This is a genomic window from Arthrobacter sp. K4-10C (assembly GCF_059090085.1).
In genome coordinates, this window is record NZ_JBNHFI010000002.1 from 329,582 (window position 1) to 343,797 (window position 14,216).

Sequence of the window (14,216 nt, forward strand, 5' to 3'; positions counted from 1 at the left end):
CGCGCCCGCCCGCCTGCAGCAACAGTTTCCCAAGCAACAGTTGACCGTACAACGCCAGCGCTTTGCAGCGTCCGCGGGCATTGTTGCCGTGGGCGGCGCGGTTGTGCTTGGGGAACTTCTGGCGGGGCTGTTGAGTCCCACGCTTTCACCCATGACCGCCGTGGGCGGCGCCGTCATTGACGCCGTCCCGCCCGGCGTCAAGGATTGGGCGGTCGCGCTCTTCGGCACGGCAGACAAGGCTGCGCTCATGGTGGGCATGGGCCTGGTTATCACCGCCTTCGCCGCCCTGGCAGGAGTCCTCGAAGACCGGCGGCGGTTCGCCGGCGTTGTGGTCGTGGCCGTGTTCGGGCTGGTGGGAGTTGCCGCGGTGCTGACAAGGGCGCAGCTGACGCCAGCCGCCCTTGCCCTGCCGGTGGTCACCGCCGCCCTTGCGGCAGTGCTGCTGAGGTTCCTGGTCGGCAGGCTGGAGGCTGCAGCCGGGACAGGCCCGGGCTCAACAGACGGCAGTGCGCGCCGAAGGTTCCTGCAAAACGTGGCAGGCGGTGCACTGGCCACGGCGGCGGGCGGAATCCTTGCGGGGATTTGGCGTGGTGCCACTGCCGGAGTGAACGAAGCCCGTGACCGGGTGAAGCTCCCGGCGGCTGCATCCCCAGCCCCGGCCATACCTGCCGGGGCAGAAACCGGAGTTGAAGGGATGCAGCCCCTGGTTACTCCCAACCCGGACTTTTACCGGATCGATACGGCCTTGTCCGTGCCCGCAGTCAACCCGGACACCTGGGTCCTGAAAGTCACCGGGATGGTGGAACGTGAGGTGGAGCTGGACTTCGCCTCGCTCCTGGCCAAGCCCTTGATCGAGCGCCATGTGACCATAGCCTGCGTCTCCAACACGGTGGGCGGCGACCTGATAGGCAACGCCAGCTGGCTGGGCTGGCCCGTCCGGGAACTGCTGGCCCAGGCCAAACCCAGGCCGGGCGCGGATATGGTGCTCTCACGCAGCGCCGACGGCTGGACCGCCGGCACGCCGCTGGACATCCTCACCGACGGCCGGGACGCGCTGCTGGCCGTTGGAATGAACGGCGAGCCCCTGCCGCTCGAACACGGCTTCCCTGTCCGGCTCGTGGTACCGGGGCTGTACGGGTACGTCTCCGCAACGAAGTGGGTGACTGAACTCAAAGTCACAAGGTTCGCCGATGACGTGGCCTACTGGACGCCGCGCGGCTGGTCCGAGCGCGGCCCCATCAAGATTTCGTCCAGGATTGATGTACCCCGGGGCCGGCAGTCCGTGCCGGCCGGGAGCGTCATGTTCGGCGGCGTCGCCTGGGCGCAGCACACGGGCATCGGCAAAGTGGAACTCCGCATCGACCGCGGGCAGTGGCGGGAGGCCGAACTTGCGCCTGGTATTTCCGTGGATACCTGGTACCAATGGAAACTCGGCGTGGACCTGAAGCCCGGGCAGTATGAGGTCCAGGTCCGGGCCACCGACCTTCGTGGCGCAGCCCAGGATGAAGAAGCAAGGCCCGCCGCGCCGGACGGTGCCACCGGCTTCCACACGGTTAGAGTGGACGTGAAATCCTGACGGCCGGAACCGAAGGCACAGCCATGACCAGCACGCACCCGCACGGCCACCATGACGGCCGTGCCCGGTCCATCGCCAACCACCTCGCGGCAGTCACCGAACTCCTCCGCCCCTTGGCAGCACAGGCGCGCACCGAAGCGGTGCCCCTGTCCCGTGCCCTGGGCAGGGGGCTGGTGCACGGTGTCCTGGCGCCGGTGAGCCTCCCGCCGTTCGCCAATTCCCAGATGGATGGCTACGCCATCCGGTGCAGCGACGTGCCCGACGGCGGCGCGGAGTTGCGTGTCGCAGCTCCCGTTCCAGCGGGGGCCATTGCCGCTGCCCTGGAACCGGGAACGGCGGCTCCCATCATGACAGGCGCGATGATCCCGGCAGGCGCTGACGCCGTCGTACCTGTTGAACGGGCCGTTCCGGACCGATTCCCTGCCCCGGGGGACGAGACGGTGGTGAAGCTCCCGGCCACGGAACCGGGAACCTTTGTCCGCACCGCTGGAAGCGACATCGCCGAAGGGGAGCGGGCGCTGCCTGCCGGTACCTTCCTGGGCCCTGCCCAACTGGGGCTGCTTGCCGCCCTGGGCATCCCGGAGGTCACGGTGTACCAAGGCGTCACGGTGCTGCTGGTGGCTACCGGGGACGAGGTGGTGGAACCGGGCCTGGCACTTTCCGCAGGCAAGATCTATGACGCCAACGGCACGCTCCTGGAAACGGCCATGACGCAGGCGGGGCTTCAGGTCCTGCGCGCCGGGATCTCCACGGACAACCCTGAAGAACTGCAGAACCTGCTGCGGGCCGTCGGTACAGAAGCCGATCTGATTGTCACCACCGGCGGTGTGAGCAAGGGCGCCTACGAGGTTGTGCGGCAGGCGATGGCGGACCAGCCTGTCGACTTCCTGCACGTCGCAATGCAGCCCGGCGGCCCGCAGGGAATCGGCACCTTCGATGGCATCCCGTTCCTGGGCTTCCCAGGAAATCCGGTCAGCTGCCTTGTCTCGTTCGAAATGTTCCTGCGCCCCGCACTGGCGGCGCTGCTGGGCACGCCGGCACCACGCCTGCCCGTCCGCGCCCGGCTCCGCCATGCGCTCACGTCGCCGGAACACAAGCACCAGGTGCGGCGCGGCAGCCTTCAGCCGGACGGCACGGTGCAGCTCGAAGGCGGGGAGAGTTCGCACCTGATGCACGCTTTGGCCGGATCGAACGTCCTGGTCCATGTTCCGGAAGGTGTATCGGGCCTCGCAGCCGGGGGTGAGGTGGAAGTATGGATGCTGTGAATGCAGAACAGACCCCAGCGGCGCTGACGCACCTGCGCCAGGACGGCAGCGCCCAGATGGTGGACGTCTCCACCAAAGCCGAGACCACCCGCGAGGCCACGGCCACTGCCACTGTCAACACCACGGCCCAGGTAATGGGCCTCCTCGGTTCCGGCGGGCTCCCCAAGGGGGACGCCCTGGCCGTCGCCCGGGTAGCCGGGATCATGGCTGCGAAGAAAACCCCTGAACTGGTTCCGCTGTGCCACCCGCTGCCGCTGTCCAAGGTGACGGTGGACTTCGAACTGGCTGCCGAGGCCGTCGTGATCCTGGCCACCGTGAAGACCCGCGGTGTCACCGGCGTGGAAATGGAAGCCCTAACCGCGGCGTCAGTGGCCGCCCTGAGCGTGTACGACATGATCAAGGCGGTGGACAAGCACGCCGTCCTTACCGACATCAAGGTGCTCGCCAAGAGCGGCGGCAAGAGCGGAGACTGGGCCCTGTGACCACGCAAAGCACGCACAGTGCCCCCGAACCGCACCATCACGGCGACGTGCAGGGCCGGAAAGCCGGAGTGGTGATTGCTTCCACCCGGGCGGCTGCCGGGATCTACGACGACGAAACCGGCCCGGTGATCACCGACTGGCTGTCCGAACACGGCTTTGATGTATACCCGCCCATGGTGGTCCCCGACGGTGAGCCTGTGGGCGCTGCCATCCGTGCCCTCCTGACCCAGCGTCCCGCCGTCGTGATCACCAGCGGCGGCACAGGTCTCAGCCCGGACGACCGCACACCGGACGTCACGCTGCCGCTGCTGGACCGCGAGATTCCTGGCATTATGGAAGCGATCCGCCGCGCCGGCGCCGCAAAAACACCGCTGGCTGCCCTGAGCCGGGGTTATGCGGGGGCCGCCGGAAGTACCTTTATTGTTAATCTCCCCGGATCACCGAAAGGCGTCATGGACGGACTGACCGTCCTGGACCCGGTGATCGGGCACCTCTGCGACCAGCTGGAAGGCGGACATGGGCACTGAATCAGCATTCGAGGTGGTTTCCGCAGTTCTAAGCGCGGAACCCATCTCCGTAGACCAGGCCATCGGCGCCGTGGAAAGCGACACCGCGGGTGCAGTGGTGAGCTTCAGCGGCGTGGTGCGCAACCACGACGGCGGGAAGCGGGTTGACCGCCTCAGCTACAGCGCGCACCCCACGGCACACCAGGTGATGGCCGACGTCGTCGCGCGCCTGGTTGCCGAGCAAAACACCGACGCGGACAGCGCTTCCGGCGACAACACCGCTGCAGGCACTACCGTTGCGCAGCCCGTCCGCATCTGGGCTGCGCACCGGATCGGTATGCTCGAGATCGGCGACCCCGCGCTGGTTTGCGCAGTCTCCGCAGCCCACCGCGGCCAGGCCTTTGCCGTCTGTTCCGAGCTGGTGGACAGGATCAAGGAACAGGTGCCCATCTGGAAGGAACAGTTCTTCGCGGACGGAACCGTCGAATGGGTGGGCGCGGGCGCCTGACACTGCAGGTTCCGGCAAGGGAACGGAAAGTCCCGGAGGCCCGGGCTCTCCGTTCTCCTATTGGCAGCGAACATCGCCTACCTGCGGGGTAACGCACACCTCCGGTTCCTTGCCGTGGCAGGCCCGCCGGTAGGGTTAAGGCATGACCGAACAACACTCCGATCCGAAGCTGGTCGCCGTGCTCGGCGCCAACGGACGCATGGGCGCCGAAGCCGTGAAAGCCGTTGAAGCCGCACCCGACATGAAGCTCGTCGCAGCCCTGGGCCGGGGCGACTCCCTGGACCAGGTCACTGCCGCCGGGGCCCAGTACGTAGTTGACCTGACCGTGCCCGAAAGCACCGAAGCCAATGTCCGATTCGCCGTCGAACACGGGATCCACGCCGTCGTGGGCACCACCGGCTGGGACGCGGACCGCCTCTCCGCGCTGGAAGCGCTGCTTGCCGAACACCCGGAAACCGGTGTGCTCATCGCCCCCAACTTTGCCCTGGGCTCTGTCCTGGCGTCCGCCTTCGCCGCTAAGGCCTCAAAATACTTCGAATCCGTGGAGATCATCGAACTGCACCACCCGGACAAAGTGGACGCCCCTTCAGGTACTGCCGTCCGCACCGCGCAACTGATCGCCACCGAACGCAGCGCGGCGCAGGTTCCGCCCAGCCCGGATGCCACCACCAGCGGGAGGGCCGGTGCGCGGGGTTGCGAGGTGGACGGCGTGCGGGTGCACAGCGTGCGCCTGCGGGGGCTCGTGGCACACCAGGAAGTGCTGCTGGGCGGTCCTGGCGAGCAGCTGACGTTCAGGCACGATTCGTACGACCGCGCCTCGTTCATGCCCGGTGTCCTCCTGGGCGTGCGGAACGTGGCCAGCCACCCTGGCCTCACCGTGGGGCTGGACGGCTACCTGGACCTGGGACTGTAGCCGTGGGCACGTTCCTGGCAGCCTTCCGGAAGAACCGCACCAAGATCTGGGTGGGTGCGGTGACCCTGCTGCTGGTTTTCTACCTGGTGGTGTCCTTCCAGCGCTCCATCCTGCTCCTGACGGACAGCAACCTGGCGGCCCAGGCCATCGGCGCCGCATATTTGGTGCTGCCCGTAATCGGCGCGTGGGCCCTGATCCGCGAGCTCCTGTTCGGTGCGCGCACCGAACAGATGGCCAAGGTACTGGAGGCCGAGGGCGGCCTGCCCGTGGACGAGCTGCCGCGCACTCCCGCCGGCCGGATAGTCCGGGCTGCCGCAGATGCCGAATTCGAAAAGTACCGCGCCGAGGCCGAAGCCGCACCCGATGACTGGCGTTCCTGGTTCCGGCTGGGCTGCGCCTACGACGCCGCCGGCGACCGCAAACGTGCAAGGGCCTCGATGCGGGACGCCGTCCGCCTGTTCCGCGGCAAGATTCCCGCTTCCTAGCAGCGCCCGGGCAGCCAGGGGGCCGGGGTTAGCTGACTGCCTTGAGCTGGCCCCGGCCCACCTGGCTCGCCGCATGGCCCACCCATTCCAGCGGACCACGCCACTTCAGCACCGCAAACACCATGCCCACGACGATGGCGGTGGCCGCCTGGGCAAAGTACATTCCGTCCTCCGTCCAGCCTGCCGGCAGCGGTTTCAGGTAGAAACCGGACACCACCCAGACGTGCACCGTGTAGAGCGTCAGGGTCATGGCGCCTGCCCCGCGCAGTGGCAGGAGCAGATCCAGGTCCACCCAGTCGGCCAGCCGGCCCAGCAGGAGGCAAGCACCAATGACGGCTGCTGCCACGCCTGAGGTGTGCAGCAGGTCCAGGGTTGTTCCGGAGTGCGGGGCCGCCGATGCGAGCCACCACCACGACCCCTCCTGCGGGATCCCGGTCAGGTTCACTTGAAGGACGCTGTCCAGCGGGTAGCCGGGTGAATTGAGGACCTGTTCAAGCGCGGCACGCCCGCCCCAGCTCTCCATCGCCGTCACGCCCAGGGCTTTCGCTGCCACGGCCACTGCCGACCCCAGCACCAGCAGCACCACGGGTACCAGCGCCTTGTGGAGCATCAGGCGGCCAATGACGAGGCCTACCAGCAGGTATGAAAGCCACTGGAATACCGGGTAGTAGCCGGTGAAGAACAGGTCCGTGAGCAACCGGGCGGGTGTGGACAGGTCTTCCCATTTCGGGTTATGGCCCAGCTTCAGCGGCGGCTCGGCGGCGAGCAGCCATGGCCGCAGCAGGTAAGCCAGCACCGGGGATGCCAGGACCCAGCCCGCAGCCCAGGCGCACAGGTGCTTCAGCTGCAGGCCCAGGAACGGCAGGACGCAGAGGAACAGCACGGCGTAGTGGACCAGGATGATGGCCAGTTTTACTTCCAGCCCGCCGAGGGCCAGTCCGACGGCGGCAACCACCAGGGCGCGCAGGGCAACGCCCCGGCGTGCGGCAGCCAGTTCTTCGCCCTCGACCTGCTTGTGCTTCCCCGTGGACAGGGCAAGGCCCACCCCCGCCAGCACCGCGAACAGGGCTGCAGCCCGTCCCGAGAACGTCAGGCCTATCCATGTCGGCGTCAGGTCCGCATTCGACTCAAGGGTCGGCAGCAGGTGCGTGGCCATCATGCCCAGCAGTGCCAGTCCGCGGGCAGCGTCAATGCCGTAAAGCCGTACGGGAACGGACGCGCCCCCGGTTTTCCGGGGGGCCTTTGCCGGGGTGCGGGACGTCATGAGCCGATCGTCTCACACCTGCGTTTGAACCCGCTGCCATGTGCCCGGGCACCATCGGTTCTGCGGTGTTGGGATGGAAGGCCAAGCCGAGCGGCAGCCTTGTCTTCGAATATATGTTCGAATAGGATGGTCGGCATGCACACCCCAGCACACGGTATCCCAGGAGATGGACGGGACGGCATCGAATCCGGAGGTACCGGCCTCCTCAAAGCCATGAGCCCGGGAGTGGTGGACTTCCTCTTCCGTCAGCTGGTCACCGGCCGGCCGGCGGAGGACGTCCAGTGGGAACGGGAGGGCATCAGCCTTTCCAGCCAGCCCGAGGGAGCCGAACTTGCCCGCCGCCTCGCCGAGACAGACCTTGACGCATTGACGCCCACCGAGTTGTTCCATTACGTACGTGCCGCCCAGCGGCTCGCCTCCTGGGCCGAGGGCCTGAGGCAGGCAGCGGTGGGGCGATACTGCGGTTCATCGGTGGAACCGCCGCGGCCGGATGGCCAACCCGCCCGCTGACTCCTCCTGAGGTGGCCGGCACACCACAGGCCGCCGGCACGCCCTGCAGCTACGTCCTGTCCGGCCGCCCGCAAACGGCTTGGCCCATGCCTAGGATGAAGAAATGAACGGGCTGCCCTTCGACCCTGCTGATCCTGCTGGCACGCTGACGGTCGCCGCTGTTCAGTACCAGCCGGTAGCGGGAGGAGCAAGAGAGAATGCCGCCGAGCACGTGCGGCTCATCGAGGACGCCGACGCGCACGGTGCCCGGCTGGTTATTTTCCCGGAGCTGTCGCTGACGGGCTACCGCCTGGACCTGCTGTCCGCCGCAGGCTCCTGGATCGTCCAGGCGGACCCCCGGCTTCTCCCCATCCGTGAAATCTGCAGGCACACGGGAATCACGGCTGTGGTTGGCGCTCCCTACCGGCAGCCAGACGGCACGCCGCGCCTGGCTTCGCTTGTGCTGCATCCGGACGGCAGTACGGAGGCTGCACTCAAAACCCATCTCCACGGACTGGAGAAGGATCTCTTCGTTCCCGGGGACGGTCCGCTCGTCACCGTGCTGGACGGCTGGCGGATCGCGCTCGCCCTGTGCTCTGACGCCGCTTTCCCTGCCCATGCAGACGCTGCCGCCACCGGGGGAGCGGACGCATACTGCGTGTCCGCGCTGTACACCGCTGGCGAGGAGCGCAGGCTTGACCTGCATCTTGGTGCACGTGCCATGGACTACAGGATGTTCACCGTGCTGGCCAATCTTGGCGGCAGCACCCCGCTGGGGGAGTCGTGCGGGCTGAGCGGAATCTGGAGCCCGGACGGGCTCCCCTTGAAGCGTGCTTCGGGGATCCGTACGGAAGTGGTGACCGGACTGTTGCAGCGCAGCACCCTCCAGCGCTTCCGGGCCGGCAGGTCCGCACCCCGTGACACGCCACGCGAAATTTGACGTTCATCACGCCCGCGGCATTGTCCTAACCAGCCGGGGACAGGGTAACGTTTTTTCCATGGCTGACTCTTCCGCGCACATCCCTGCCCTCGGTTCCCTCCTGACCGCCATGGTCACGCCGTTCACCAAGGACGGCGCAGTGGACTACGAGCAGGCAGCGGCACTGGCCACCAAGCTGGTGGATGACGGCTGCGACGGGCTGGTGGTCACCGGAACCACGGGTGAAACCTCCACCCTCACCGACGAAGAGAACCTGGGCATGTTCCGCGCCGTCAAGGAAGCCGTAGGCGGACGCGCAGCCATCATCGCGGGCACCGGTACAAACGACACCGCGCACTCGGTCCACCTTTCCCAGCGGGCCGCAGCCCTTGGCGTCGACGGCCTCCTGCTGGTCACCCCGTACTACAACAAGCCCAGCCAGGCAGGCGTGCGCGCCCACTTCGAAACCATCGCCTCCGCCGTTGACGTCCCCGTCATGCTGTACGACATTCCGGGCCGCTCTTCCATCGCGATTGAGCCGGACACGATGATCCGCCTGGCGCAGCACCCCAACATCGTGGCCGTGAAGGACGCCAAGGCCGACCTCGTCGCCGCCACCCGCGTCATGGCCGAGACGGACCTCCTGTTCTACTCGGGCGACGACGGACTGACCCTGCCCTGGATGGCGCTGGGCGCCGTGGGCCTGGTGGGTGTTACCACGCACGTGGCCACCCGCCGTTTCCGCGAACTCATCGACGCCGTCAATGCCAACGACCTCGGCACCGCCCGGAAAATCAACTTCGAGCTCCAGCCGGTAGTCCGAGCCACCATGACCCGTGTCCAGGGCGCCGTGGCGGCCAAACAGATTCTTAAATGGCAGGGAGTCCTGCCCAACTCGATTGTCCGTTTGCCCCTCGTGGAGCCGGACGAAGCCGAGATCGAAATCATCCGCGGGGATTTGGCGGAAGCGGGGCTGGTCTACTCCTGAGGGCGAAGACCGGCACCCTTCCACCTGGAAAGTAGTGCAATATGACCCAAACCGCCCTAACCGGCCTTGTCACCCCTCCCCGCCTGCCTGCGGGCACGCTGCGGATCGTTCCGCTTGGCGGCCTGGGGGAGATCGGCCGGAACATGGCCGTGTTCGAAATCGACGGCAAGCTGCTGGTCGTGGACTGCGGGGTCCTCTTCCCGGAGGAAACCCAGCCCGGCGTCGACCTGATCCTGCCTGACTTCTCCTATATCGAGAACAGGCTGGACGACATCGTCGCCGTCGTCCTTACACACGGGCACGAGGACCACATTGGCGCCGTCCCGTACCTGCTGCGGCTCCGCAACGACATTCCCCTGGTGGGCTCGCAGCTGACCCTCGCCCTGATCGAGGCGAAATTGCAGGAGCACCGCATCCGGCCGTACACCCTCACGGTGGAGGAAGGCCAGGTGGAGAAATTCGGCCCCTTCGAATGTGAGTTCGTTGCGGTCAACCACTCCATCCCGGACGCCCTTGCCGTGTTCCTCCGCACCGCGGGCGGCACTGTCCTGCACACGGGCGACTTCAAGATGGACCAGCTTCCGCTGGATGGCCGGATCACCGACCTGCGGCACTTCGCCAAACTCGGCGAAGAGGGCGTTGACCTCTTCATGTCAGACTCCACCAATGCCGACATCCCCGGTTTCACTACCGCGGAAAAGGAAATCGGCCCCACGCTGGAGCGCCTCTTCGGCCAGGCCACGAAGCGGATCATCGTGGCATCGTTCTCCTCGCACGTGCACAGGGTCCAGCAGGTCCTGGACGCGGCCGCGAAGCACAACCGCAAAGTGGCCTTCGTTGGCCGATCGATGGTCCGCAACATGGCCATCGCCGAGAAGCTGGGCTACCTTGACGTGCCGCCGGGCCTCATCGTGGATATCAAGAACATCGATAACCTGCCGGACAACCGCGTGGTGCTGATGTCCACCGGCTCACAGGGCGAACCGATGGCCGCGCTCTCCCGGATGGCAAACGGCGACCACCGGGTGGTGGTGGGCGACGGGGATACCGTCATCCTGGCCTCCAGCCTCATCCCCGGGAACGAAAACGCCGTCTTCCGGATCATCAACGGACTCCTCAAGCTCGGCGCCGACGTCATCCACAAGGGCAACGCCAAGGTCCACGTTTCCGGACACGCCGCTGCCGGCGAACTCCTGTACTGCTACAACATCCTTGAACCGCTCAATGCCATGCCGGTGCACGGTGAAACCCGCCACCTCATCGCCAACGGCAAGATCGCCATTGAGTCAGGCGTGCCGGAAGCCAGCGTGGTCCTTGCAGACAACGGCACCGTGATCGACCTCAAGGACCACCGTGCAGATGTGGTGGGCCAGGTTGAAGTGGGCTTCGTCTACGTGGACGGCTCCAGCGTGGGCGAGATCACCGACGCCGACCTCAAGGACCGCCGGATCCTCGGCGACGAAGGCTTCATCTCCATCATCACCGTCATCAACCGGACTACCGGCAAGGTGGTGTCCGGGCCCGAGATCCACGCGCGCGGCGTGGCCGAGGACGACTCCGTGTTTGATGACATCATCCCGAAGATCAACAGCGCCCTTGAAGAAGCCGTCCTGAACCACGCGGACCACACCTCGCACCAGCTCCAGCAGGTAATCCGCCGGGTGGTGGGCACTTGGGTGAACCGCAAGCTCCGCCGTCGTCCCATGATCATCCCGGTGGTGCTCGAGGCCTGACAGGCACGCGCACGCAGACAGGCCAAGGCGTCTCCGATATCCACTGTCTGAAACGCTCCGCGCCACAGGGCCCGGTTCCCGGAACCGGGCCCTGTGGCGTTCCGGAAGGCGTGGCCGTCCCGGCTCCGATATCCCCGGAATACCGGCCTGGTTCCGGTAGCGTGGCTATTATGGCCACACGTACTTCCTCCGCGCGCAGTGGAACAGCCAGGGGCAGCTCCAGCAGTAAATCCGGCAGTACCACGGGCCGCGGTTCCGGCCCGGCAGCATCCAAGTCCGGCCGGGGCGGAGGATCCACCAGCACGGCCCGCACGCGGCAACTTCCCGCCGTCGAACACCACCAGCCATGGCTGCTGCGTGTGGTGGGGGGCGCCTGGCTGGGCCTTGGCCACCTGGTGGGCGGGGGAGTGCGCCGGATCGGCCACGACGTCAGCGACCTCCCCGCGGAGGAGCGGCGCGACGGCGCAGCCCTGTTCAATCTGGCCCTCGGAATTTTCATCGCCACCTTTGCATGGTGGGGCCTGACCGGATGGTTCCCGGACGCCGTCTATGCCGTGGTGAACGGCACGTTTGGCTGGATGTCCCTGCTGCTCCCGCTGATGCTGTTCGTCTGTGCCTTCAGGCTCTTCCGCCAGCCCACCGACGGCCGCGGCAACAACAGGGTGGGCATCGGCTTCCTGATCATGACCTTCGCAGGCTGCGGGCTCGCCCACATCCTCGGCGGCCAGCCCACGGTGGCGCAGGGCTTTGACGGCCTGCGCCAGGCGGGCGGAATGCTGGGGTTCCTGGCCGCTACACCGCTGGCCGCCATCCACCCGGCCGTGCCTGTGGTCCTCTACGGACTCCTGGCATTCGTGTCGCTGCTGATCATCACCGCCACGCCATTCACCGCCATCCCGCGGCGGTTGCGGGGAGCTTACGAGCACCTGATGGGCATCGACCTGATGGACGGGGACCAGCAGGACACCCACGACCGCAGCTACCTCGAACGCACGCCTCCGGCCGCGCCCAAGAAGAAGAAGCGCCGCCTGTTCGGAAAAGACGAGGAGCCCGACGCCGCCCTGGAAGGCTACGTGGGCGACGAAGCCTTCGAGCACGCCGTCATCGACGATGACGAACCGAAGCCGCCCCGGCCCGCGCCCGGCGTCCGGCGGCCCACCCAGGCCGAGATCGCCGTCGAAAAGATTAAGGCGGCCCAGGGCCTTGGCGCGGCCGGCGCATCCGCTGCTCCCGCGGAAAACGCCACCGAAGCCATTCCCATGATTACCCCCGGCCTGGCAGCAGCGGGTGCCTCTGCCGCCGCGGGCAGCGTCCCGAAGGTGCCCTCCAGCCCGGTAGCTCCCGCGCCGCCGCCCGTTCCGATCCCGCAGCGCACGGAGCAGTTGTCGCTGGCCGGTGACGTCACCTACACCCTGCCTGCTTCGGACTACCTGACCCCGGGCTCAATCCCCAAGGAACGCACCGAAGCCAACGACGCCGTCGTCGCCGCCCTCACGGACACCCTCCAACAGTTCAACGTGGATGCCACCGTGACCGGCTTCAGCCGTGGTCCCACCGTGACCCGCTACGAAATCGAACTGGCCCCCGGTACCAAGGTGGAACGGGTCACTGCCTTGTCCAAGAACATCTCCTACGCGGTGGCATCCAGCGACGTACGCATCCTGAGTCCCATTCCGGGCAAGTCGGCCATCGGCATCGAAATCCCCAACACCGACCGCGAGACAGTGTCCCTCGGCGACGTCCTGCGTAGCCAGAACGCCCGCCGGACGGACCATCCTATGGTGATGGGCGTCGGCAAGGATGTTGAAGGCGGCTACGTCGTGGCCAACCTGGCCAAGATGCCCCACCTGCTCGTGGCGGGAGCCACCGGTGCCGGTAAGTCATCCTTCGTGAACTCCATGATCACCTCCATCCTCATGCGGGCCACCCCGGACGAAGTCCGCATGGTGATGGTGGACCCCAAGCGCGTGGAACTGACCGCCTACGAGGGCGTGCCACACCTCATCACCCCTATCATCACCAACCCCAAGAAAGCCGCCGAGGCGCTGCAGTGGGTGGTCCGCGAGATGGATGCCCGTTACGACGACCTTGCCAACTACGGTTTCAAGCACATCGATGACTTCAACAAGGCTGTGCGCGCCGGCAAGGTGCAGCCGCCCGTCGATTCCAAGCGCGTCATCCGGCCATATCCCTACCTGCTGGTGATCGTGGACGAACTCGCGGACCTCATGATGGTGGCGCCGCGCGACGTGGAAGACTCGATCGTCCGGATCACCCAGCTTGCGCGCGCCGCCGGCATCCACCTGGTGCTGGCCACGCAGCGCCCGTCCGTTGACGTGGTCACGGGCCTCATCAAGGCCAACGTGCCCTCCCGCATGGCCTTCGCTACATCCTCGGTCACCGACTCCCGAGTGGTCCTGGACCAACCCGGCGCCGAAAAGCTGATCGGCCAGGGCGACGCCCTCTTCCTGCCGATGGGTGCCTCGAAAGCCATGCGCGTCCAGGGTGCCTGGGTTACGGAGTCGGAAATCCACAAAGTGGTGGAGCACGTCAAGGGCCAGCTTCAGGCCGTTTACCGTGACGACGTCGCCCCCGAGGCGGAGAAGAAGCAGATCGACGACGACATCGGGGACGACCTCGAGGTGCTGCTGCAGGCCACTGAACTCGTGGTCACCACCCAGTTCGGGTCCACTTCGATGCTCCAGCGCAAGTTGCGCGTCGGGTTCGCAAAGGCGGGCCGCCTCATGGACCTGCTGGAGTCCAGGGGAGTGGTGGGGCCCTCCGAAGGGTCAAAGGCCCGCGACGTGCTGGTGAAGCCGGACGACCTCGCGGCCGTCCTCGCTGCCATGAAGGGCCAGGAGGCTCCGGCATCGGCCGATTCACAAACGGCTGCGCTGAGTGACAACGCAAATGCGAATATCGCTCAGGGCGGTTATGCCGAGGACCTGGTGGCAGCGGACCTGGACCAGCGGAAGCAGAACGTCGAATACTACGACGGCTCGGATACCGCGCCGGGCGGCTACGGCGATGACGACGACGGCTCCGAGGACGCCTGGTCCCTCACCGGGCGCTAGCCGGGGAATGTAGC

General features: G+C 66.8%; 13 protein-coding genes. 12 read left to right on the top strand and 1 reads right to left on the bottom strand.

Features of this window, described 5'->3' with window-relative positions:
- Window positions 1-151: 151 nt before the first annotated feature.
- The 7 genes from AC5RUU_RS04190 (at window position 152) to AC5RUU_RS04220 (ending at window position 5,735) form a co-directional block, all read left to right on the top strand.
- Window positions 152-1,576, top strand: coding sequence for a molybdopterin-dependent oxidoreductase (locus AC5RUU_RS04190; RefSeq protein WP_493974023.1), 1,425 nt, complete (start codon window positions 152-154; stop codon window positions 1,574-1,576).
- A 23-nt stretch (window positions 1,577-1,599) separates the two neighbouring features.
- Complete coding sequence (locus tag AC5RUU_RS04195; protein WP_493973949.1) at window positions 1,600-2,841, top strand: molybdopterin molybdotransferase MoeA; 1,242 nt, start codon at window positions 1,600-1,602, stop codon at window positions 2,839-2,841.
- Window positions 2,829-3,323 (top strand): cyclic pyranopterin monophosphate synthase MoaC, encoded by a 495-nt coding sequence (moaC, locus tag AC5RUU_RS04200; RefSeq protein ID WP_493973950.1) that lies wholly within the window; start codon window positions 2,829-2,831, stop codon window positions 3,321-3,323. Before AC5RUU_RS04195 ends, moaC begins: the two co-directional genes overlap by 13 nt.
- Window positions 3,320-3,850, top strand: a complete 531-nt coding sequence (locus AC5RUU_RS04205) for a MogA/MoaB family molybdenum cofactor biosynthesis protein (RefSeq protein WP_493973951.1) — start codon at window positions 3,320-3,322, stop codon at window positions 3,848-3,850. Before moaC ends, AC5RUU_RS04205 begins: the two co-directional genes overlap by 4 nt.
- A complete protein-coding gene (locus tag AC5RUU_RS04210) occupies window positions 3,840-4,337 on the top strand; it encodes a molybdenum cofactor biosynthesis protein MoaE (protein WP_493973952.1) in 498 nt (165 codons plus the stop codon). The genes AC5RUU_RS04205 and AC5RUU_RS04210 overlap by 11 nt, the downstream gene beginning before the upstream one ends.
- A 142-nt stretch (window positions 4,338-4,479) precedes the next feature.
- A complete protein-coding gene (gene dapB, locus AC5RUU_RS04215; protein WP_493973953.1) occupies window positions 4,480-5,250 on the top strand; it encodes a 4-hydroxy-tetrahydrodipicolinate reductase in 771 nt (256 codons plus the stop codon).
- Between the two features lie 2 nt (window positions 5,251-5,252).
- Window positions 5,253-5,735 (top strand): hypothetical protein, encoded by a 483-nt coding sequence (locus tag AC5RUU_RS04220; RefSeq protein ID WP_493973954.1) that lies wholly within the window; start codon window positions 5,253-5,255, stop codon window positions 5,733-5,735.
- A 28-nt stretch (window positions 5,736-5,763) separates the two neighbouring features.
- Here AC5RUU_RS04220 and AC5RUU_RS04225 read toward each other — a convergent pair whose 3' ends face one another.
- A complete protein-coding gene (locus AC5RUU_RS04225; RefSeq protein ID WP_493973955.1) occupies window positions 5,764-6,999 on the bottom strand; it encodes a heparan-alpha-glucosaminide N-acetyltransferase domain-containing protein in 1,236 nt (411 codons plus the stop codon).
- 135 nt (window positions 7,000-7,134) lie between these two features.
- On the opposite strand from AC5RUU_RS04225, the gene AC5RUU_RS04230 reads away from it, so the two are divergent.
- The 5 genes from AC5RUU_RS04230 to AC5RUU_RS04250 all read left to right on the top strand — a co-directional run bounded on the left by AC5RUU_RS04230 (window position 7,135) and on the right by AC5RUU_RS04250 (window position 14,202).
- Entirely contained in the window at window positions 7,135-7,509 is a 375-nt protein-coding gene (locus tag AC5RUU_RS04230) for a hypothetical protein (protein WP_493973956.1), read from the top strand.
- Window positions 7,510-7,612: 103 nt separating this feature from the next.
- The gene (locus tag AC5RUU_RS04235; RefSeq protein ID WP_493973957.1) at window positions 7,613-8,428 is read left to right on the top strand and encodes a carbon-nitrogen hydrolase family protein; all 816 of its coding nucleotides are present in this window, start codon (window positions 7,613-7,615) and stop codon (window positions 8,426-8,428) included.
- 58 nt (window positions 8,429-8,486) lie between these two features.
- The gene (dapA, locus tag AC5RUU_RS04240; RefSeq protein WP_493973958.1) at window positions 8,487-9,395 is read left to right on the top strand and encodes a 4-hydroxy-tetrahydrodipicolinate synthase; all 909 of its coding nucleotides are present in this window, start codon (window positions 8,487-8,489) and stop codon (window positions 9,393-9,395) included.
- Window positions 9,396-9,436: 41 nt separating this feature from the next.
- Window positions 9,437-11,128, top strand: a complete 1,692-nt coding sequence (locus AC5RUU_RS04245; RefSeq protein ID WP_493973959.1) for a ribonuclease J — start codon at window positions 9,437-9,439, stop codon at window positions 11,126-11,128.
- Window positions 11,129-11,298: 170 nt separating this feature from the next.
- Entirely contained in the window at window positions 11,299-14,202 is a 2,904-nt protein-coding gene (locus AC5RUU_RS04250) for an FtsK/SpoIIIE family DNA translocase (RefSeq protein WP_493973960.1), read from the top strand.
- The last annotated feature ends 14 nt before the right edge of the window (window positions 14,203-14,216 follow it).